Annotated in this window: 18 protein-coding genes; 4 read left to right on the forward strand and 14 right to left on the reverse strand. The window is 49.3% G+C overall.

Features of this window, described 5'->3' with window-relative positions:
• Nucleotides 1-539: 539 nt before the first annotated feature.
• The 4 genes from AC5JLB_RS26625 to AC5JLB_RS26640 form a co-directional block, all read right to left on the reverse strand.
• Entirely contained in the window at nt 540-896 is a 357-nt protein-coding gene (locus AC5JLB_RS26625) for a hypothetical protein (RefSeq protein WP_495876850.1), read from the reverse strand.
• Nucleotides 897-1,039: 143 nt separating this feature from the next.
• Nucleotides 1,040-2,551, reverse strand: coding sequence for a bifunctional aminoglycoside phosphotransferase/ATP-binding protein (locus AC5JLB_RS26630; protein WP_495876851.1), 1,512 nt, complete (start codon nt 2,549-2,551; stop codon nt 1,040-1,042).
• A gap of 158 nt (nt 2,552-2,709) precedes the next feature.
• A complete protein-coding gene (locus AC5JLB_RS26635) occupies nt 2,710-3,342 on the reverse strand; it encodes a 50S ribosomal protein L25/general stress protein Ctc (protein ID WP_495876852.1) in 633 nt (210 codons plus the stop codon).
• 43 nt (nt 3,343-3,385) lie between these two features.
• Complete coding sequence (locus tag AC5JLB_RS26640; RefSeq protein ID WP_495876853.1) at nt 3,386-4,726, reverse strand: adenylosuccinate synthase; 1,341 nt, start codon at nt 4,724-4,726, stop codon at nt 3,386-3,388.
• Nucleotides 4,727-5,034: 308 nt separating this feature from the next.
• On the opposite strand from AC5JLB_RS26640, the gene AC5JLB_RS26645 reads away from it, so the two are divergent.
• Nucleotides 5,035-5,976: a branched-chain amino acid transaminase gene (locus AC5JLB_RS26645; RefSeq protein WP_495876854.1), complete on the forward strand. Its 942-nt coding sequence runs from the start codon at nt 5,035-5,037 to the stop codon at nt 5,974-5,976.
• Nucleotides 5,977-6,018: 42 nt separating this feature from the next.
• Here AC5JLB_RS26645 and AC5JLB_RS26650 read toward each other — a convergent pair whose 3' ends face one another.
• The gene (locus AC5JLB_RS26650; protein WP_495876855.1) at nt 6,019-6,600 is read right to left on the reverse strand and encodes a thioredoxin family protein; all 582 of its coding nucleotides are present in this window, start codon (nt 6,598-6,600) and stop codon (nt 6,019-6,021) included.
• 139 nt (nt 6,601-6,739) lie between these two features.
• Here AC5JLB_RS26650 and AC5JLB_RS26655 point away from each other — a divergent pair, with 139 nt between their 5' ends.
• Complete coding sequence (locus AC5JLB_RS26655; protein ID WP_495876856.1) at nt 6,740-7,144, forward strand: NIL domain-containing protein; 405 nt, start codon at nt 6,740-6,742, stop codon at nt 7,142-7,144.
• An 83-nt stretch (nt 7,145-7,227) separates the two neighbouring features.
• On the opposite strand, the gene AC5JLB_RS26660 is transcribed toward AC5JLB_RS26655, so the two are convergent.
• From AC5JLB_RS26660 to AC5JLB_RS26700, 9 genes are all read right to left on the reverse strand, one after another.
• Complete coding sequence (locus AC5JLB_RS26660; RefSeq protein ID WP_495876857.1) at nt 7,228-7,677, reverse strand: nitrate reductase associated protein; 450 nt, start codon at nt 7,675-7,677, stop codon at nt 7,228-7,230.
• 12 nt (nt 7,678-7,689) lie between these two features.
• Nucleotides 7,690-8,160, reverse strand: a complete 471-nt coding sequence (locus AC5JLB_RS26665) for a phosphate-starvation-inducible PsiE family protein (protein ID WP_495876858.1) — start codon at nt 8,158-8,160, stop codon at nt 7,690-7,692.
• Between the two features lie 140 nt (nt 8,161-8,300).
• A complete protein-coding gene (locus AC5JLB_RS26670; protein WP_495876859.1) occupies nt 8,301-10,541 on the reverse strand; it encodes a molybdopterin oxidoreductase family protein in 2,241 nt (746 codons plus the stop codon).
• 24 nt (nt 10,542-10,565) lie between these two features.
• A complete protein-coding gene (locus tag AC5JLB_RS26675; protein WP_495876860.1) occupies nt 10,566-10,853 on the reverse strand; it encodes a DUF1830 domain-containing protein in 288 nt (95 codons plus the stop codon).
• Between the two features lie 283 nt (nt 10,854-11,136).
• The gene (locus AC5JLB_RS26680; protein ID WP_495876861.1) at nt 11,137-11,973 is read right to left on the reverse strand and encodes a nitrate ABC transporter ATP-binding protein; all 837 of its coding nucleotides are present in this window, start codon (nt 11,971-11,973) and stop codon (nt 11,137-11,139) included.
• 121 nt (nt 11,974-12,094) lie between these two features.
• Nucleotides 12,095-14,113 carry an ABC transporter ATP-binding/substrate-binding protein gene (locus tag AC5JLB_RS26685; RefSeq protein WP_495876862.1) on the reverse strand — a complete coding sequence of 673 codons (2,019 nt, stop codon included), beginning with the start codon at nt 14,111-14,113 and terminating at the stop codon, nt 12,095-12,097.
• An 80-nt stretch (nt 14,114-14,193) separates the two neighbouring features.
• Nucleotides 14,194-15,030, reverse strand: a complete 837-nt coding sequence (ntrB, locus tag AC5JLB_RS26690; RefSeq protein WP_495876863.1) for a nitrate ABC transporter permease — start codon at nt 15,028-15,030, stop codon at nt 14,194-14,196.
• Between the two features lie 101 nt (nt 15,031-15,131).
• Nucleotides 15,132-16,466 carry a CmpA/NrtA family ABC transporter substrate-binding protein gene (locus tag AC5JLB_RS26695; protein WP_495876864.1) on the reverse strand — a complete coding sequence of 445 codons (1,335 nt, stop codon included), beginning with the start codon at nt 16,464-16,466 and terminating at the stop codon, nt 15,132-15,134.
• A gap of 199 nt (nt 16,467-16,665) precedes the next feature.
• Complete coding sequence (locus AC5JLB_RS26700) at nt 16,666-18,627, reverse strand: ferredoxin--nitrite reductase (RefSeq protein ID WP_495876865.1); 1,962 nt, start codon at nt 18,625-18,627, stop codon at nt 16,666-16,668.
• 313 nt (nt 18,628-18,940) lie between these two features.
• Here AC5JLB_RS26700 and AC5JLB_RS26705 point away from each other — a divergent pair, with 313 nt between their 5' ends.
• Complete coding sequence (locus AC5JLB_RS26705) at nt 18,941-19,396, forward strand: QcrA and Rieske domain-containing protein (RefSeq protein ID WP_495876866.1); 456 nt, start codon at nt 18,941-18,943, stop codon at nt 19,394-19,396.
• A gap of 69 nt (nt 19,397-19,465) precedes the next feature.
• On the forward strand, nt 19,466-19,702 hold the full coding sequence (locus AC5JLB_RS26710) for a hypothetical protein (RefSeq protein WP_495876867.1): 237 nt from the start codon (nt 19,466-19,468) through the stop codon (nt 19,700-19,702).
• Nucleotides 19,703-19,828 lie beyond the last annotated feature (126 nt).

Consider the following 19,828-nt stretch of genomic DNA (forward strand, 5'->3'; position numbering starts at 1 on the left):
CAGCCCAACAAGTTGTTGCAGCGGCGGAATAAAGGTGGTTGTGTCGCAATGTCAGGTTTAATAGTGAGGTAAGAAATCTAAAACTTTGGATTAAGCCACAAGTATTTTTTTAATGATAAATAGTCTGAGCCAATCGCGTTACCTTAAGCGATAACTTCAAAGTGTTTTTTACTCAAGCTTACTTGAAACCACTGTTTCCTTTGCCAATTCCATTAGCTTAATGGGAAAGCGCCAGAACTGAGATTTTAATGTTGAGCGAAGTAGGCTTCATCTGATAGTCCGAGGGCTGAACCCCATTCCTGTTTGATAAACTGCCCTATTGTAATTCTGTCCTCATCACTCACCTTCAACACATGACCATTCTCAGCTATGGGACGTTTTACAGCTGTGACCAAATACTTTTTGGCGGCAAAGGAGCTGTTTCAATATCGTTGCCTTAAACAACTCCAAAACCGAAAGTGATACTGGCTCAATCCTGCTATCTCAGCCCTTTTTGGCTTAAAGTAGCTACATTCCGGCTTGACTAAATTTCGTCTTGACTAAGAATCATCTCTATTTCGTCTAAAGAACTTCCAACTGAAGGCACGCGATCGCGTTCGTCGCTGCTGACGATGGCGCAAGGCAGAAGCCTCTCGGCGGCGTCTGCGATTGGCTCTGTCCGAAGGATCGCGAGTCATCGCTTCGGTTCCTTCTTCGCCGATGGGTTTCGGATCGGGTTCTGTTTTTTCGTCTTTGCTGAGCCACCAGTCTACAATCAAGCCGCTCGCTAAGCCGCCCAATGCTCCTAACGCAATACTAAGCAGCGCAGAATAGCCACTCCAATATAGGCTAAGCAAAAACAAAAGCCAGACCTGCAACCCGGCTGAAAACCCTTTAGAAATGGGCTGTCTACGCACGATCGTTACCTTTACGACTTTAGACAGGATACAGCGAATTTCAAGCCCCAGACCGGAGATTCAATAAGGGAAGAGGGACGCAAGATAATCTGCCGACTTCATCCCTCATCCCTCCCTGCGTCAGCGTTGCCGCAAGGCGTCCCTCATCCCTCCTTCTTAGCCGTATCGATCGTCTTCACAAACCGCTGTTCCTCATCCGTAAACGGCTCCATGTGTTGATTAGACAAAACATCAGTCGTTGCATCAGAGATGTCGCCTTGACGCTGCTGAACCCGTTGTTGCAACACATCATCTGGCGCAGTGCAATGAAGAATTTCCAGGGGAATTTGATGGGTTTGGGCCGCTTGGATGACCTGCGATCGCGTGGCTTGCCGATCATATTTTCCATCCAAAATCACGGTATAGCCTTGAGCCGCTAACGTGATGCCGAGGTCAAGTAAGCGATCGTAAGTTTTCTGCGTCATCTCTGGACTGTAGAGCGACGCATCGCCTTTTGCATCCAGATCAACACCGCCTAAATGCTTGCGAACCGAATCCGAACGAATCTGAATCGCTCCAGACTCGCGGGCTAAGGTTCGAGCCGTCGTGCTTTTGCCTGAGCCAGAAAGCCCAGACATCATGACCAACTTGCCTGTCTTCTGCTGCGTGTAGTGCCACGCAAGCTGATAGTAACGACTCGCCGTTTCCTTTGATTCTTGCTTGACAGCCTCTGGAATGCCAGGATCACCGAGCAAGAATGATGTGACTTTTGCCCGCACATACGCTTGACGGCTGAGGTAAAGCGGCAACACCTGCAAGCCTTCCCAGTCCCCTGTCTGCTCAAGGTAGGCGTTGAGAAATAAATTACTCAAGTCAGGACGGTTGCGAGCATCAAAATCCATAATGATGTACGCAATGTCGAACATCACATCGACGAATCGGAATGGTTCGTTAAATTCAATGCAATCGAATAGAAGAATTCTGTTATGCCAAAAGCAAATATTTCTAAGGTGAACATCGCCATGACATTCGCGAATCCATTTATTTTGAATTCGACTATTAAAGAGAGGTTTCTGCTCTGCGAATAGTTTGTCGGTGTATGCCTTCGTTTCGTCAAACTGTTGCTGCGTTTGAGCGACACCAATGTAGTTGACGGTTTGATCGTAGTTCTCATCGATCGCTTGACGAATTTGCGCGACCTCTCCAAAGCTGAGGATGTAATCATTCGTGGGTGCCGCTTTATGAAAATCAGCCAGGACTTTTGCGAGTTCTTCAAGATGCTGTTCGCTCAGTTCGCCGCGATCGTACATCTCACTCAGCAGCGTCTCTTGCGGAAACTGCTGCATCTTCACGACGTACTCAACCGCTTCTCCCTCGCCGTCTAAGACAAAGTTCTCCCCGTCTTGAACGATCGGCAACACATCTAAATACAACTCGGCTGCGCCCCGTTGGTTGAGCCGCAGTTCCTCATGGCAAAAGTGTTTGCGTTTCTCTAGCGTTGAGAAATCTAGAAAACCATAATTCATCGGTTTCTTGAGCTTATAAACCAATTCACCTGTGAGCAACACATAAGAAATGTGGGTTTGCACCAGTTGAATCGGTTCAGTCACCGCATGCGGATAAAACTGGGGGTGCAGCATGGACTGGACTAAAGGAGGCAGGGTTGAGGTTGTCATAGCGTTTCTTTCATTTGCGCCTTGAGCGCAAATCGCAATGGGTATTCCGGATGAGTATTCCGGGCAAAATGGGTATTCCGGGCAAAGAGATATCTAAAACGAAAAAGCCAGGGATTGCTCCCTGGTTTTATATACACTGAATCTTTCACCCAGCAGACTTATTGGCCGGGTGTGGCTGCCGCAGATTCTTCGGCTGCCGCAGATTCTTCTTCGGCGGCGTCGCTTGTTGCCGCCGTGCTGACTCCCGCAATCATCACAACGACTCGATCTGACTCTCCGAGAGCTTCTACACCAGCCGGAAGCGTTAGCTCATTCACATGCAGCGCGTCACCGACATTGAGTGCAGTCACATCAATGTCGATCTTCTCAGGAATTTGCTCAGGGTCACATTTGACGGCTAATTCAGTGAGAACGCTATTAAGTGTGCCGCCGTCGTTTTTGACGCCAGTAGCATCGCCCACAAAATTGAGTGGAACCGTCACTTCAATCGAGCTTTGTGCTGCGATCGAGAAGAAACTGATGTGATACAAAAAGCCTTTCCAAGGATGCTTCTGCACTTCTCGCAACAGCGCTTTACCTTTCCAAGGCATGTCTGGCACACTCACCTGAATTAGAGTGTTGTTGACCGCCGCATCTCGGACGAGAAATCCGGCTTTCTTGGCATCGATCACAAGCTGAACCGATTCAGTCCCATTGTGACCATAGAGCGTCGCCGGAATTTGTCCACCTTGGCGCAGGGCGTTCGGCTTGCTGCCGTCAGGACGTTTTTGACATTCGATCGTAAGTGGCATGGTACTTCTGAAGTAGTAATTTAGATAGAACGGCGGTGTGGTCTTAGGCGTTTACAGCTTGCGGGGCGTCGTTAGGATACAACAGCGCCCGTTTTGGACCGTGAATCGGATCTTCCACAATAATGGTCTGATCGCGCTTCGCTCCGAGCGACACGATCGCGATCGGCACTTCCATTAATTCTGCCAGGAATTTGAGATAGTCGAGCGCTTGCTTGGGCAAATCATCGAGCGATCGACACTCATCGGTTGAGCGTTTCCAACCGGGCATGGTTTCGTAAATCGGCTGACACCGGGCAAATTTACGCGCATCGCTGGGGAAATCGTTGCAGCGTTGCCCATCAATTTCATAAGCAACACAGACGCGAATTTCATCCATCTCGTCTAGCACATCGAGTTTAGTGATCGCCAAACAATCCAACCCGTTGATCCGCACAGCGTAACGCCCAATGACGGCATCAAACCAGCCGCAGCGTCTCTGACGACCCGTGGTTGTGCCAAATTCTGCGCCGCGATCGCACAGTTGAGCGCCCAGTTCTTCATGCAGTTCAGTCGGAAATGGACCTTCTCCCACGCGGGTGGTGTAGGCTTTTGCCACGCCAATCACGCGATCAATCATCGTTGGACCGATGCCCGTTCCCACGCAGGCTCCCCCAGCCACTGGATTAGAGGAGGTGACATAAGGATAGGTTCCGTGATCAAGATCAAGCAGCGTTCCTTGAGCGCCCTCAAACAAGATGTTCCGCTTGAGGCGGATCGCCTCGTAAATTTTGAGGGAGCTATCGACCACGTGAGGACGCAGCCGCTCGGCATAGGCGAGGTACTCCTCTAACACCTCATCGGCATCTAACGGCGGTAGCCCGTAGAGCTTTTCGAGAATGCCATTTTTGTGAGCGATCGCCCACTGCAATTGTTTTTTGAGTGAGTCTGAATTCATCAAATCGATGATGCGAATGCCGGTTCGCTCAGACTTATCAGCATAGGTCGGACCAATACCGCGTCCGGTCGTGCCAATTTTGTGGGTTCCGCGTTTTTCTTCGGAGGCCAGATCGATGACGCGGTGATAAGGCATCGTCACGTGAGCCGTTTCAGAGATCATCAGGTTCTCGGTCGAGATACCCCACTGTTCCAATTGATCTAATTCTTGAATCAGAACTTTTGGATCAATGACAGTTCCGCAGCCAATAATGCATTCGGTATCGGGATATAAAATGCCTGATGGAATGAGGTGTAGCTTAAAGGTTTGATCCTTGACAACGACTGTATGCCCAGCATTCACACCTCCTTGGTAGCGGACGACGACATCTGCCGATTTACTCAGCAGATCCGTAATCTTGCCTTTCCCTTCATCGCCCCACTGGGCACCAATTACAACTACGTTAGCCAAGGGTCTTTAGTGTAATAGAGTTTTCAACAAACTCCCATTATCTCATTAAATTGGCGAGTGTCAAATGGTCGAGTTGACAAGTGTCAAATAGTCGAGCGTCAGTCAAACTTTGGTGCGAGCAGGAGGTATCTTTAGCCGCGCTTTGCAGAGGGGTAAGACGGGTGAAAACTTCAGTGAACCTGTGATAATTCGGTATTTGTGTAAGATCGAAATACTCTAGATTTCTAAGATCTGTATTTTAAGATCTGTGCTTCAGATTTCAGGTTAATCTTAAAAATCTCTTTCCCTCCATTCCCCTCTTCGCCACCATGCACACTTTTCTTCCCCTCGCGTATTTCAAGAATCAATTTGTGCCGTTTGAGCAGGCGAATCTGTCGATCGCGACTCATGCCCTGCACTACGGAACTGGGGCTTTTGGAGGATTGCGCGGCATTCCTGATCCGCAGACCCCTGATCAGGTACTGCTATTTCGGCTCGATCGACACTGCCAACGATTGAGCAACAGTGCTAAGTTCCTGATGCTTGATTTGCCCGCCGATAAGATTCAGGCCATCATTACAGATTTTGTTAAAAAAAATCGACCTCAGACCTCGTTTTATATTCGCCCATTTGTTTACACATCGGATTTGGGAATTGCGCCTCGGTTACACAACATTGAAAAAGATTTCTTTGTGTATGGGTTGGAGTTGGGAGATTACTTATCGCCGGAGGGGGTAAATTGTCGAATCAGTTCTTGGTCTCGTCAGGAGGATCGCAGTTTACCGTTGAGAGGAAAAATTAGCGGTGCTTACATTACGTCGTCATTAGCCAAAACAGAAGCAGTCGAATCGGGATTTGATGAAGCAATTTTGCTAAACACTCAAGGTAAGGTAAGTGAAGCTTCTGGAATGAATGTATTTTTGGTGAGAAACGGTGAATTGATTACCCCAGGATATGAACAAGATATTTTGGAAGGAATTACACGAGATAGCATTTTAACGATCGCTAGAGATATCGGAATTAAAGTAGTTGAACGTCCAGTTGATAAAACAGAATTGTATATTGCAGATGAAGTGTTTTTGAGTGGAACGGCAGCTAAGATTACTCCCGTAAAACGGATTGAAACCTATACGCTATCTCAACAGCGACCTATCACAGATAAACTACGAGAAAAGCTGACCGCAATCACGGAAAATCAAGATCCGAAATACAAGGACTGGATTTTCGCTATTAATACTAGAGATGATTCTGAAGCAACTGCGATGGGATAAATCACAATGCAGGGTAGCTTATAAAACTACCCCGACTAAAGGTTAGCTTTTGTTGACAACTTGGCTACCGTGGCTTCGAGGATCGGCAGCGCTCTCTTGTGAAAGGGAAGATGAAAATTCTGAAGTCTGCCCCGTTGCTTGGGCATAGGGAAGCGTTGTTCCGTCTACTAAGGCAACCAAATTCTCTTCCAGAATTTTGCGAGGCTGCTCGCCGATCGCTTGCCCAATTGATTTTCCGCCATTGCTCAAATACACAAAATGAGGAATTCCATCGACGCGATAGGAGAGGATTTCGGGCAGCCATTTCTCGTTATCGACATTAAGCATGACAAAGTTAACGCGATCGCTATACTGCTCTTTTAGCGACTCGATTTCTGGAGCCATCGCCTGACAACTCGTACACCAATCTGCATAAAACTCCATCAGGGTCGGTTTGCCGTTACTAAGGGCAGTCTCTAGAGGCACAGATTCTTTCGCCATTACGCTTAGGGAAACGCCCGTTGTTTGAGTCTTGAAGCTGAGCGCAAAGACGATGGTCAGCACGATCGCAGCCAACGCAATCAGAAAGTTTCTGATCCGCGCTCCATTCGTTAAATTGGCAGGTTCTGGAGTTGAAGAGGTCATAGCTGAATTGTTAAGCAAACACTTTTAGTGTAACCATTGGCTGTTACGACTACAATCTCAGTGGCTACAATCTCAGTGGCTACAATTGCACTCACTGCAATTGCAGTAAGTATGATTAAGCGGTGAGTATAATTAGAGAGTGAAAAAACGAGTCACTCTTACATTTCCTAAGCGCTCTGTGCAGATGCCTGTCACCTATCGACTGGCAAAAGATTTTAATGTCGCTGCAAATATTATTCGTGCCCAGGTTGCGCCTAACCAAATTGGAAAATTAGTTGTAGAGTTGTTGGGCGATATTGATCAGCTAGATGCCGCGATCGAGTGGATGCGATCGCAAGATATCAATGTCTCGTTTGCCAGTCGTGAACTCGTGATCGATGAAGAAACGTGCGTAGATTGCGGCCTATGTACAGGAGTGTGCCCGACGGAAGCGTTAACCCTCGATCCACAGTCGTTTAAGCTGACCTTCACGAGATCGCGCTGCATTGTGTGTGAGCAGTGTATTCCAACTTGCCCCGTTCAAGCCATCTCAACCAATTTTTAGATAATTTTTAGATTAAGAGCGCCAGTTAATTCGAGAAGATCTGCAAGCTTGTTAAATGGTTTGAGAGGTGCTCAAGCAGGCTGCTACGCCAGATCAAATTCTTTCAGTGCAGGTAGAAAATTCTTGTTCTCGTGATTGGAACGGCTTAACTTAATCAGGGCAAAACGCTGTAAAGGCGTTAGATCTTTCCATTGAGTCGCTTGAATCGTCAGCCCTAATTCTTGGGCTTGAGTTTGCACGCTCTGAGGTACGGTCGTCTCTAACCACTCAGGATGCGGATCAATGGGTAAATCGCTGGCTATTTCTCCTGATCGCTGCTGAATGAGATCATGAAGATCCGAGCGGTAGGTTTCAATTTCTGATGCTGTACGGCACGGCATCTCTACTAACTGGTGGCGATCTCGCTCATTGAACTTATTCCATTGGTGTAATTTTAGCTTCACACCGCACGTATCCAGTTTGAATCGCACTTGCATTGGAATGCAACGTAGAGAATCAACAAAATCAGATTCAAATTGAAAAAACTTAGCCATCGTGTTTTTAGTTTAATGAATATTTTTAGGAGCAACTTTGCGAATAATCCAATAACTAACAGACAGGGCAAGAATTGCAGATGCAAGGGCAATGAGATCTAGGCCTGCCGTTTTTTCTAGATCTAGAATAATGATTTTACGGGCAACCGCAATCAGTGAGGTAACAATAACCAACTCTGCTTGCACTACGTGATGCTTCAGGTACGCCGTAATATTTTCTAAAATTTCAAGGGCAATTAAAACATTCAGAAACAAGCCAAAAATCGAGAAAAGCGTTTTGCCAAATTGACCAATCGGTGGCGAATAGAACAACTCCTTCACCATAAAGATGAGCAACTCGGACACTGATGCAAAAATAACTACCAGCATCGCAAGAGCTAAAACTTTAGAAACCCATCGTTCAATGTGGCTTGTGAACTTTAAAAAGCTGCTGTCTCCAAGACTGCTTCTAATATTTTGAGATAACCGCGTTAGCCGACGCATAGCAAACCATTTTGAACTGCTGCTGTGAGCATACTAGGTAGAAAGACTCATCGTAAAGAGATCGGCGGCAGTTAGAAGATGAAACTTCTGTGAGCGCACCATCGCTCTTTCTCTATAGCTCTTTCTCTATAGCTACCCCGCTACCGCACAAGCGACGGCTCAAACTCCTGAGCCTGAACCGTTACTTCAGAAGACATCGGCACAATTTCAACGGCACAGGCTTTTAATTCGGGCTGTTTTGAATCGGGGCACGAGATTGGATGCGTCAGGGCATTGGCTTCGGCTTGGTCTGCCCATAACGCGCCCCAATGCATCGGCACAAAAACGGTTCCCGGCGCGATCGCTTTTGTGACCATCACCGGAAATTTTGCTTTGCCCCGCCGCGATCGCACTTCCACCCATTCATCAGGTTTCACACCCAATTTGTCTGCATCTTTTGGATGGATTTCGATGAATGGATTGGGGTGCATTGCCCGAAGCTTTTCAACGCGCCCAGTGCGGGATTGAGTGTGCCAGTGGCCGTAAAGTCTGCCGGTCGTCAGCACAAACGGATAGCGATCGTCGGGCGGTTCAGCCAACCCGCGAGAATGATATGCTCCGAAGCGGGCACGACCATCAGGCGTGTGGAACTGATGGTCGGTATAGAGTCGGGAGGCGACGGATACCTTCTGACCCGGATGGATTTGACCCAATGACCCAGCTTTTTCGGGTGAATCCAGCTCTTCAGTCACTAACGTGCCCCACTGAGTCGGGCCATGCTCAAACAAATAGGTATGGCTCAATTGGGACTGATCGCACGGTTGCCCTTGGGTCAGCAGGGCATATTCTCGGTAGACTTCAGCCGAATAGTTGTAGGCAAACTGCTTTGAGAAGCCGAGCCGCCGACCGACTTCTGCAAAAATCATCCAGTCCGGTTTCGCTTCACCCGGAGGCGTGCGGAACTGAGAGCAGAGCGTCACGCGCCGCTCAGAATTGGTCATGACTCCCGTTTTCTCGCTCCATTGCGCGGCAGGCAGCAAGACGTGAGCATACTCCACCATTTCGGTCGGATAGTAGCAGTCTTGATAAATCGTGAAGGGCGATCGCTTCAATGCTGCTTTCGTGCGCTCTAGATCGGGCATACTTACCGCTGGGTTGGTTGCCGCTACCCACAGTAACCCGACTTCTCCTCTCTCAATCCCCGTGATCATCTCCCACGCGTTGCGCCCCGGATTAGGAGAAATTTTGCCAGGAGGTAGCCCCCAAAACTGCTCAACGTGATTCCGGTGCTGAGCATTCGTAACTGACCGATAGCCTGGCAGCAAGTGGGATAGGCCGCCCGCTTCTCGTCCGCCCATCGCGTTTGGCTGACCCGTCAGCGAAAACGGACCTGCCCCCGGTTTACCAATCTGCCCAGTCATCAAATGGAGATTAATAATTGAGCGAACTTTTGCTGTGCCTTCCGAAGATTGATTCACTCCCATCGACCACATGGACAACACTCGCTGAGACTGTGCCCAGAAGCGAGCCGCTGTGGATAAATCGGCTTCCGAAATGCCGCAGCGCTCGGCAACCACGGGTGGAGGATAGTGACGAATGACCTCAATAAATTGCTCAAACCCGTTAGTGTGGTCGCGAATGAATGTACGGTCGAGGTCGTGCCAGCGCCAGAGTAGGTAAGCGATGCCATTAAGTAAATCGATGTCGGTTCCGGGCTTGATCGCTAAATGTAAGTCCGCGCCCTCTGCGGTTGCCGTCCGACGAGGATCAACGACGACGATTTTAACGTTACGGTTTTTCTTGTGATGCTTGCGTAATCGGTTGTAGAGAATGGGATGGCATTCTGCTGTATTCGTGCCGATCAGAAACGCGCAATCGGTTTCGTCTAAATCGTCGTAACAGCAGGGGGGACCATCTGCCCCAAAGCTTTGAAGGTATCCCGCTACCGCAGAAGACATGCAGAGTCGAGAGTTGGCGTCAAAATTATTAGTGCCCAAACAGCCTTTGATCAGCTTTTGGGCGATGTAGTAATCTTCGGTTTGAAATTGCCCAGAGCCGTACATGCAAATGGCATCCGGTCCTTGAGTAAAGCGGACGACCTGAATGCGGTTGACGATTCTTGCGATCGCGTCTACCCACGTCACCTGACGAAACGGCTGATCCAGCGAATCGCGCACCATGGGATAGCGTAATCGGTCTTTGTGCAGCGCCTCTGCGACCGTTGCCCCTTTCACACAGACCATACCTTGACTCGACGGGTGAGCGCGATCGCCTCTGACCTGCCAAATTGGGGTTCCGTCTTTATCTCGATTGATTGCCCTGCCAGGCTGAGCCGGGGGCAACACTTCTAAGCCGCAGCCAACCCCACAGTATGGACATAGAGTTTTGGTTGGTTCAGCCATAATCAAGACCTCTTAAGCGTAGATTTAGTCACACCCGCCTTTCGACTGAGCGTGTAGTGTCTGACAGGGAATAGTGTTGAGTAATGTCACACCATCCAGTTCGGAATAGATATAAATTTCTATCCAAGTGTCAGACAGGGCTTCAAACAAGATGCGCTGCTTTGGAAAAACAACTCGCTCCAGTTTTAGGCCTGAAGACCCCGGAGTTTTTGCAATCTGAAGCTGATTTGTGGAGTTGGTGTAGTAACAAAGAATTCGGTTGACAACTGATGAGGTGACGACCGATGAGGGGGCTGTTTCGGAAAAAGCCATTTGCGCAGATTCCATCGCGACGGTGGATAAGCAGAATTCAACAGGAAATACATCGGGTTAACGTTCCAATAGATTGTGCGAACCCCGAAATCGCACCGAACCAGCATTGACTTGCTAAAAAACGGCAATCAAATCCTGCCTGCAAGCCGCTTGATCTAGCAGATCGCGACAGGCTCTATTGTTGATCTAGAAGGGATGCAAAACTGTGCTTCTAGATACTTCACTTTACCTTTGAGCGGAAGACTGTTCTAGATTAACCGGAAGCGTTGCCGCCGCTTGCCCGTTACTCACCTTCGGTTAATGCAAATCGACCATACAAGAAGTCTAACGCCTGATTTCGCAGCGTATAGTACTGCGGATCTTCTATTAACTGAGTGCGATTGCGGGGTCGATCAAACGGAACCTTCATGATTTCGCCAATTTTAGCCGCAGGGCCATTGGTCATCATCACGATGCGATCGGCCAGAAATAGCGCTTCGTCAATATCGTGGGTGATCATCAGCACGGTGACTTTGTGCTGTCTCCAAATGTTGAGCAGTTCTTCTTGAAGTTCCTCTTTGGTAATGGCATCAAGAGCGCCAAAGGGTTCGTCTAGCACTAAGACTTGCGGATAGATGGCTAGGGCACGTGCGATCGAAACGCGCTGTTTCATCCCGCCAGACAACTGCCCAGGCTTTTTATTTGCCGCTTCATCCAGTCCAACCATGGTGAGATGAGTGCGGACAATTTCAGTTTTTTCTGCCTTTGATTTTTCGGGATATACCGAGTTCACAGCAAGATAAACATTCTCATACGCTGTTTTCCAGGGCAAGAGTGAGTAGTTTTGAAACACAACCATGCGATCGGGGCCAGGACGAGTGACGCGCTTGCCTTGCAGACGCACTTCGCCGCTGGTCGGCTCGCGGAAGCCAGACACCATATCGAGCAATGTCGATTTGCCACAGCCCGAGTGCCCAATGACGCAAACAAATTCGCCTTCATTCACCGTGAGGCTAATGTCATCTAACACCACGTTGTCGCCTTTCGGCGTGGAATAGATTTTTGAGACGCCATCGATCTCAAGAAAGGAAGGGGTTTCGACCAACTGAGATTGGGAGTCGGGAGTAGAGAGGATTTGCATAGCAAAAAGGGCTGGTGTGAAGATCAATCGGACGGAGAGCAATGCTATAACCCACGGTTTGGGAATGGGTTAATTTATGGAAGAGTGATGCATCCGAACTACTGCTAGATGCACGCTCAAGTTATACCGCGATCGCAAGACTGCTCTCGCTAACGCTATCGATAATAATCTCTTCGATGCGAATGTCTCGGCAAATATCAAGGCTATTGAGGTAGCCAATCGGATCGTCAGGGTTAAACACCTTGCCATCGAACAACTCAAACGACGTGCGGTTGCCTTCGTTGTCTGGCAGCCCTAGTTCTCTTGCCGCTCGGCCATAGAGATCCACTCGACGCACTCGGTCTAGCACTTCAATCCAGTTGCGCGGGAAGGCGGTGATGTTCCACCGGGCAAGCTGAGTCAAAATCCACAGTCCCTCTGCCCGTCCAGGACAGTTGGCATTATCGACATGGAACTGATTGAAGCGCAGTAGGGTTTCGGGGGCATCACCCATGCCGCGATCGTACGGGTCAATAAAGCCGGGACGCCCGTATTCGGCTGACGGCCCCATGTACTGAGGGCGTGCCAATAAGCCGAGAATTTCCTCCCGGTTGCGGCGATCGTCGCAGTATTCGCAAGCTTCGAGCAAGGCTTTCACGAGGGCATTGTGGGTTTCAGGATGCTGATTTGTCCAGTCTTCTCGTACGCCCAGCACTTTTTCCGGGTGGGATGCCCAAATCTCAAGATCGGTCGCGATCGTGTAACCCAAGCCGTCCCGAATTGCGCGAGAGTTCCACGGCTCTCCCACACAAAAGCCATCGATACTGCCAGCACTAAGGTTAGCCACCATTTGCGGCGGCGGTACGATCGTCATGGTTAGATCGTGGTCGGGATCAATGCCTGCCGATGCTAACCAATAGCGCAACATCAAGTTGTGCATCGAAGTCGGGTGAACCGTTGCCATCGTGTAGACCTGATCCGGGACGCCTTTGAGTACCGATTTCAGGGCGCTTAAGGAGCGGACGCCGCGATCAAGAAATTCTTTCTTTAGCGTGATTGCGTTGCCATTGCGGGAGATCACGAGTGCTGTGACAACTGGCAGTTGAGGATTATCGCCATAGCCCAGCGTCATGGAGAGCGGCATTCCTGCTAGCATGTGCGCCGCGTCTAATCGCTTCGTTCTGATCCCATCAGCGATCGCTTTCCAACTCGGTTCGCGGCTGAGGGTTACTTCTTCTAACCCGTGCTTAGCAAAGAAGCCTTTCTCTTTGGCGACCACGAGTGGTGCACAGTCGGTGAGCGGTACGAATCCGATGTCGAGATTGACTTTTTCCAGGCCATGACGAGCGATCGCCACCACTTCTTTGCGCTTGCGCTTTTTGTCCCGCTTTTGCTGATTGAGGAAATAAATCATTTCATTTCTCAATCCGTAGTAGCTCGGATGGTTCACCACTTCTAAGCGATGGCGCGGACGCGGAATCGGCACATTTAGAATTTGCCCAACGTGAGATTCGGGGCCGTTGGTGAGCATCACGATTCGATCCGAGAGCAGCAAGGCTTCGTCTACATCGTGCGTCACCATTACACAAGTGACGTGGCTCTCCTCGCAGATTTTCATTAACTGTTGCTGCAAGTTCCCCCGAGTCAGGGCGTCGAGTGCGCCAAAAGGTTCGTCGAGCAACAAGAGCTTCGGACGAATGGCAAGGGCACGCGCGATCGCGACTCGTTGTTTCATGCCGCCCGAGAGTTCGCGGGGCTTCTTGTCAGCGGCTAAGCGCAACCCCACCATATCGATATGATGCTCAATCAGGCTCTGGCGTTCGTCTTTTGGTAAATCTTTGAGAACTTTATCAACCGCAAGAGCAATGTTTTCGCGAACGGTTTTCCACGGCAGTAGAGAATAGTTTTGAAATACCATCATCCGGTCAGGCCCCGGTTCGGTTACTTGCCGCCCGTCGAGAATGATCCCGCCTTGGGTTGGTTTGTCGAGTCCTGCCAAAATATTAAGCAGCGTAGACTTACCGCAACCCGAGTGACCAATTAGCGTCACAAATTCTCCCTTCCGAATTTTGAGTTCGATATTCTTGAGGGCGATGTAGCTGCCGCCATCTTTAAGTGGAAAGGTGCGATCGATATGATCAATTTCAACAAAGAAAGACATGGAACTGCGGGGTGAAGGACACGAGTAACGAAACGGAACAAGCCATTAGCGCAGAGCGCAACTCTAGCGGAAACGCGGGACTAGTGATCAGAGCTAATGCGAGACCCAATCCATCCGACAAGCCGATCAAGGGCGAGACCCACCAAACCGACGTACAGCACGCAAATAACAATTTCGCTCATGCTATTTTCGTTGCCCGCGTTGTAAGCATCCCAAATCTTGAACCCAATGCCGCCTTCTGCCTTCAACATTTCAGCCGCCACAATTGCCAACCACGCTAAGCCAATGCCAATCCTTAATCCTCCAAACACGTAAGGAACAGTCGAGGGCATTAAGATGCTGAAAAAGTACTCTTTTCCAGACAGACGCAGCACTTTCGCGACGTTGTTGTAGTCCTGGGGGATTTGCTGCACGCCTACCGCAGTGTTGATCAAAATGGGCCAGATAGCAGTAATAAAAATTACAAAAATAGTAGCTGGATCGCTACTTTGAAAAATTCCTAACGCGATCGGTAGCCATGCCAAGGGCGGAACTGTCCGCAAGACTTGAATAATCGGGTCGAGTCCGCGGCGCATAAACGAGTTCAAGCCGATGAATGCCCCGATTGAAATGCCCGCGATCGCGGCTAACGAATACCCAAAAGCGACTCGCTGCAAACTAATCAAAATCTGCAATCCCAAACCTTTATCGGTGCCACCATTGTCATAGAACGGATCGAGAATGAGCGTCCAGGTTTGAGCAATGACTCTGAGCGGTCCTGGCATCTTAGAATCTGGAGCAAGGCAGAGCAGTTGCCAGATTCCGAGCGCTACTGTTAAGCAAATCACGATCGGAATCAAAGACTTCGCGACGTTAGACGCTTTCTGCGAAAACGGAGAGGACTTTCTGAACCGAGCGGATGGGCTAATGGTCGTCATGAGAAAAATTCCTAAAGCGGTGGGTTCAAACTAGACGGAAGACAACAGAAAGCAGAGTTGTAGAGAGTTGGCAGCGAGCTTAATCCGCTCGCTGCCATGAATTAGGCTTTCTTGAACTTGAGGCTATCTAGGTACGCTTTCGGATTGGCTGGATCAAAGGCGACCCCATCAAAAAACGTTTCGACCCCGCGCGAATCGTCTTTAGGAATCTCTGCATCGGCCACTCCGATCGCCTTCGCGGCTTCCTTCCACAGATCAGACCGATTGACCTTATCCACCAAGGCTTTAGTGTCGGTATCACCGGGCAAGTAGCCCCAGCGAATATTCTCGGTTATAAACCAGAGATCATGGCTCTTGTAAGGGTACGAGGCATTATCGCGCCAGAATTTCATCAGGAGATCGCTTTGTTCTAATTTGCGACCATTGCCAAAGTCAAAATTCCCCTTCATGCGCTCAACAATGTCAGAGGCCGGCGCTTTAATATACTTATCCGCCGAGACGATTTTTGCCATCTCTTCTTTGTTTTCGTCTTTCGCGCACCACTGCTGCGCTTCTTGCACTGCCATCAAGATCGCTTTTGCCGCTTTCGGATTTTTATCGACCCAATCGGCTCGCATCGACAGGGCTTTCTCTGGGTGATTCTTCCACATTTCGCCCGTTGTAAACGCGTTGAATCCAAGGTTTCTGGAGATCAAACGCTGATGCCAAGGTTCACCCACACAGAACGCGTCCATCGTTTTCGTTTCCATGTTGGCAACCATTTGGGGCGGCGGAATCACCACAAGGTCTACATCGTTTGTGGGGTCGATGCCGTTTGCTGCCAGCCAGTAGCGCATCCACAAGTCGTGCGTGCCCCCCGGAAAGGTGACGGCACACTTAAACTTCTGATTTGCCGCTTTGCGCTCATCTATTTTTGCCTTAAGCTTTTCAGCTTTGGTTGTAATGTCAAGATCTCTATAATCATTGGATAGGGAAATACCTTGGCCGTTGGTATTGAGACGCGCCAAGATGTACATCGGTACAGGAGTGCCGCCTTTGGTAATCTTGCCAGTCGTTAGCAGAAACGGCATCGGCGTCAGGATGTGTGCGCCATCGATACCGCCGTTGCCGCTACCCAGTTCAAGGTTGTCGCGGGTGACGGCCCAAGACGTTTGCTTTGCAACATTCACGTCGGTCATGCCGTATTTGGCAAACATGCCTTTCTCCCTAGCGATCGCGAGCGGAGAGCAGTCGGTGAGAGCAATAAATCCTAGCGTCGCTTTGGTGGTTTCTGGAGTATCGGCTGTGCCAGAATTCACTGCTGGAACTGCACTTGGATTCGACCCACTACTGGACGCACTTTTGTTCAGACCTGTGCTGCAACCGTTTACCAACAATGCACCCGTTGCGCTTGCGCCTGCGGTAATGATGAATTTCCGTCTTGAGAAGTTAGTCATTTCGTCCTGTCGATTGGGTAAGAGTGAATTCTTAGAGAGATATCGGCAAGCGCACTTGCTAATTGCTGAAACAATCAGATAGATCAGTTCACAGAAATCGTTCAGGTTAGAATAACTAAACCTGAATGATATTAAGCAAATGACGTAAGATCAAACAACATAATACACTGCTTAAATAACACTTTAAGCAATGCAGAAGTCATGCATCTAACCGAATTTGACCAATAGGTCGAGCAATACAGGTGAGAATCTGACCTGTCTCGCGATCGTGGTCATTCAATGCATCGGGATCGCCGTCATAAGTGACTTCACCCGAAAGCAATTTTGTTTTGCAGGTTCCGCACGAACCAGACCGACAACTGCTGTCGATCGCCACTCCCGCTTGCTCTGCAATTTCTAAAATCAAATCGTCCTGTGTACAGGCGATGCTTTGATTGGACTGCGCGAAGCCTACCATTGCGGGAGCCGCGTTTCCTTTGGCGTTGCGCTCTGCGCTAATCGCTGGAGGCGGGGTGATTGCTGCTACGGGAGGAGCAGATTCACGCACGAGGGTTGCTGTCGCCGCACCAGCGCCATTCATTGTTGCCGTTGCCTTAGTCGGAAGATTCATCGCGATTGGCATTTCGGCTCGGGGCTGTGCCCCAAATTCCTGAATCAAGATATCCCGTAGAATTGGCTTGAGATCCTCGCAGGCAATGCCCTTCTGAACGCACGTGCCAAGGTGGGCATCTTTACCAACCTTGCCACCCCGGTAGAGATCGACGCCCTCCACGGTCTTGCCATCTTTCCGAACTTTCGTGCCCATCAAGCCGATGTCTGCCACCTGAGGCTGACCGCAAGAATTAGGGCAGCCCGTCCAGTGAATTCGGACCGGACGAGCACAATAGAGTTCGCGCTCGATCTCGTTAATTAGCTCTACGGCACGATTTTTGGTTTCAATTAGCGCAAAGTTGCAGAACTGAGCGCCTGTGCAGGATACTAACGCCCGCGCTAGGTTTTCCGGCTGAACCGGAAAGCGCGATCGCACCAGTGGTTCTCTCGACAATGCGGCAACGCGAGAATCGGGGACATTGGGAATGATCACATTCTGCTCAACAGTGAGGCGAATTTCGCCACTGCCATACACTTCTGCGATGCGAGCGAGGTCAAACATGTCTTGTGCAAACAGCCGACCTACCGGAACATGTAGCCCGACGTAGTTGAGACCCGGTTGCTTTTGAGCATGAATGCCAATGTGATCGCGCTTATCCCACAGAAATTCATCTTTTGGAGCCGCCGTCTGTAGCACGGCACCAAACTGTTGTTCGACTTCCCGGCGAAACTTCTCCATGCCCCACTCGTCAATCAGCCACATCAAACGAGATTTCTGTCGGTTGGCGCGTAAACCATGATTGCGGTAGACAATTAAGATTGCTTCGCTTAGCGCCACCACATCGCGGGCATCAACCCAAGCGTCAAGCGGTACCGCCGCCTCACACCGTTTTGCCGAGAAGAATCCTCCCACGACTACGTTGAAGCCTAGCGTTCTATTTTTGTAGGCAGGAATAAAGGCAATGTCATTGATTTCAGCGTGCACCGAGTTGTCACGGCAACCAGCGATCGCAATGTTAAATTTGCGCGGCAGATTCGTAAAGCTCGGATTGCCACGACCGTTATTTGTGATCATGTCCTGTACTTTCCGCACCAAGCCCCGCGTGTCGATTAACTCATCGGCATCGATGCCTGCGACTGGAGAGCCAGTAATGTTACGAACATTGTCCATTCCAGATTGAACGCTCGTGAGTCCCATCTGCTCAAACTTGCGGAAAATATCAGACAAATCCTCGATCCGGATGCCGCGCAGTTGGATATTCTGACGAGTGGTAATATCTCCATACCCGTCCTCACCGTAGCGTTGCAGCGTCTCTGCCAGAACGCGCATTTGCCCACTCGTGAGAATGCCATTGGGCATCCGCATTCGCAGCATAAATTTGCCAGGAGTCACCGGGCGAAAGAACACTCCCAACCACTTGAGACGGTGGTCGCGATCGGTGCCATCCATCGCTTCCCAGCCAATGTGAGCAAAATGCTCCAGTTCAGCCTTTACCGCAAGACCGTCTTTTTCGGCTTTGATCTTCTCAAACTTATTGAGGGTCGCTGCGGCTGAAATCGTGTCTGTCATGGGTTAAGCCTTGTAATAAACCGTGTCTGAGACAAACCGAAAATTGCGAGACCGAGTGCAAAACTTGGGAAATTCGTCATGCGGCGGATTGACAATCTTCATGTCATTCAAGTTAGGCGAGATCAAAAGTGGAATTCGTATCACCAATTACAAAGTTTTGCTAACTATTGCTTCTTTGCATTGCTCTGATGCAAAGTTTGCATTAAAAATCGAGAGCCGTAGAATTGAGGTCTATACTGGCTTGGCTTCAGCGGAGTTGCGCTAACTGAGCATTGGTATAGAAAATTTCTGCAATCTTATAGGAGGCATATGGATGGGAGAACACATGGATCGTCGCAAGTTCTTATCTTGGGCTGGAGTCGGTTGGCTTAGTAGTCGGTTGCCCATTCTGATGACTCTCACTCATCTTGTGTCTTGCTCAAACAGCAATCAGGCTAAAACCTCGACTCGTCCTGATGGATTTGTCTCGGTCGGCGCGATCGAGGAGCTGGACAAATCGGGTCAATTGTTGGTCGAGCAATCTGCGATCGGTCCGGTTTCTATCGTTCGCAGCCCAACGGATCCACAGGCATTAGCAGCGGTGAACCCAACCTGTACGCACCAAGGCTGCCTTGTGCAATGGAAGAGCGAACGGAAGGCGTTTGTCTGCCCGTGCCATAATTCTGGGTTTGCGGCGGATGGCAAAGTGTTAGAAGGCCCAGCCACAAAGCCATTGCCTACCTATGCCGCAAAGCTAGAAGGAAAATCAGTATTAGTAAAAGGGAGTTGACCCCATAGATAGATTTTCTCTCAATCCTCTTAAAACACCGTTGAATTAACGTTTTTGAGATTTGATTTTATGTCTACTACAACTGAAAACGCTCGTGCTATGAGCGACCTAGAGTACGATTTGATTACCGTTTTGAAGAACAAATCAGAAGCAGTCAAAGCTTACGATACTTATATCCAAGACGCACAAAGCATGGATTCTCAACCTTGTGTTGAGCTATTTCGCAAGCTGAAAGAAAACGAGATGCAGACGGCGCAAGAAGTTCGCTCGCATCTGCAACAAGTTATGCAGAACGGCAAAATGTAATTTCCATTCTGTCAATTAGACTCCCTCTAGAAAGCACCCTACAGATAGGGTGCTTTTTTGCATGATGCCGTCTCTAGGTTGTGTTGATAATTATGTGAAGTTGGGCTGAATAAGCTAAAAGGCGAT

The organism is Myxacorys chilensis, assembly GCF_059505265.1.

What these genes read in the sequence shown, in the direction of transcription:
- AC5JLB_RS26700 (WP_495876865.1), bottom strand. Translation starts at nt 18,627, where the DNA reads ATGACAGACACGATTTCAGCCGCAGCGACCCTCAATAAGTTTGAGAAG.
- AC5JLB_RS26650 (WP_495876855.1), bottom strand. Translation starts at nt 6,600, where the DNA reads ATGACCTCTTCAACTCCAGAACCTGCCAATTTAACGAATGGAGCGCGG.
- AC5JLB_RS26675 (WP_495876860.1), bottom strand. Translation starts at nt 10,853, where the DNA reads ATGGCTTTTTCCGAAACAGCCCCCTCATCGGTCGTCACCTCATCAGTT.
- AC5JLB_RS26695 (WP_495876864.1), bottom strand. Translation starts at nt 16,466, where the DNA reads ATGACTAACTTCTCAAGACGGAAATTCATCATTACCGCAGGCGCAAGC.
- AC5JLB_RS26660 (WP_495876857.1), bottom strand. Translation starts at nt 7,677, where the DNA reads ATGGCTAAGTTTTTTCAATTTGAATCTGATTTTGTTGATTCTCTACGT.
- AC5JLB_RS26685 (WP_495876862.1), bottom strand. Translation starts at nt 14,113, where the DNA reads ATGTCTTTCTTTGTTGAAATTGATCATATCGATCGCACCTTTCCACTT.
- ntrB (WP_495876863.1), bottom strand. Translation starts at nt 15,030, where the DNA reads ATGACGACCATTAGCCCATCCGCTCGGTTCAGAAAGTCCTCTCCGTTT.
- AC5JLB_RS26710 (WP_495876867.1), top strand. Translation starts at nt 19,466, where the DNA reads ATGTCTACTACAACTGAAAACGCTCGTGCTATGAGCGACCTAGAGTAC.
- AC5JLB_RS26630 (WP_495876851.1), bottom strand. Translation starts at nt 2,551, where the DNA reads ATGACAACCTCAACCCTGCCTCCTTTAGTCCAGTCCATGCTGCACCCC.
- AC5JLB_RS26680 (WP_495876861.1), bottom strand. Translation starts at nt 11,973, where the DNA reads ATGCAAATCCTCTCTACTCCCGACTCCCAATCTCAGTTGGTCGAAACC.
- AC5JLB_RS26635 (WP_495876852.1), bottom strand. Translation starts at nt 3,342, where the DNA reads ATGCCACTTACGATCGAATGTCAAAAACGTCCTGACGGCAGCAAGCCG.
- AC5JLB_RS26705 (WP_495876866.1), top strand. Translation starts at nt 18,941, where the DNA reads ATGGGAGAACACATGGATCGTCGCAAGTTCTTATCTTGGGCTGGAGTC.
- AC5JLB_RS26670 (WP_495876859.1), bottom strand. Translation starts at nt 10,541, where the DNA reads ATGGCTGAACCAACCAAAACTCTATGTCCATACTGTGGGGTTGGCTGC.
- AC5JLB_RS26665 (WP_495876858.1), bottom strand. Translation starts at nt 8,160, where the DNA reads ATGCGTCGGCTAACGCGGTTATCTCAAAATATTAGAAGCAGTCTTGGA.
- AC5JLB_RS26645 (WP_495876854.1), top strand. Translation starts at nt 5,035, where the DNA reads ATGCACACTTTTCTTCCCCTCGCGTATTTCAAGAATCAATTTGTGCCG.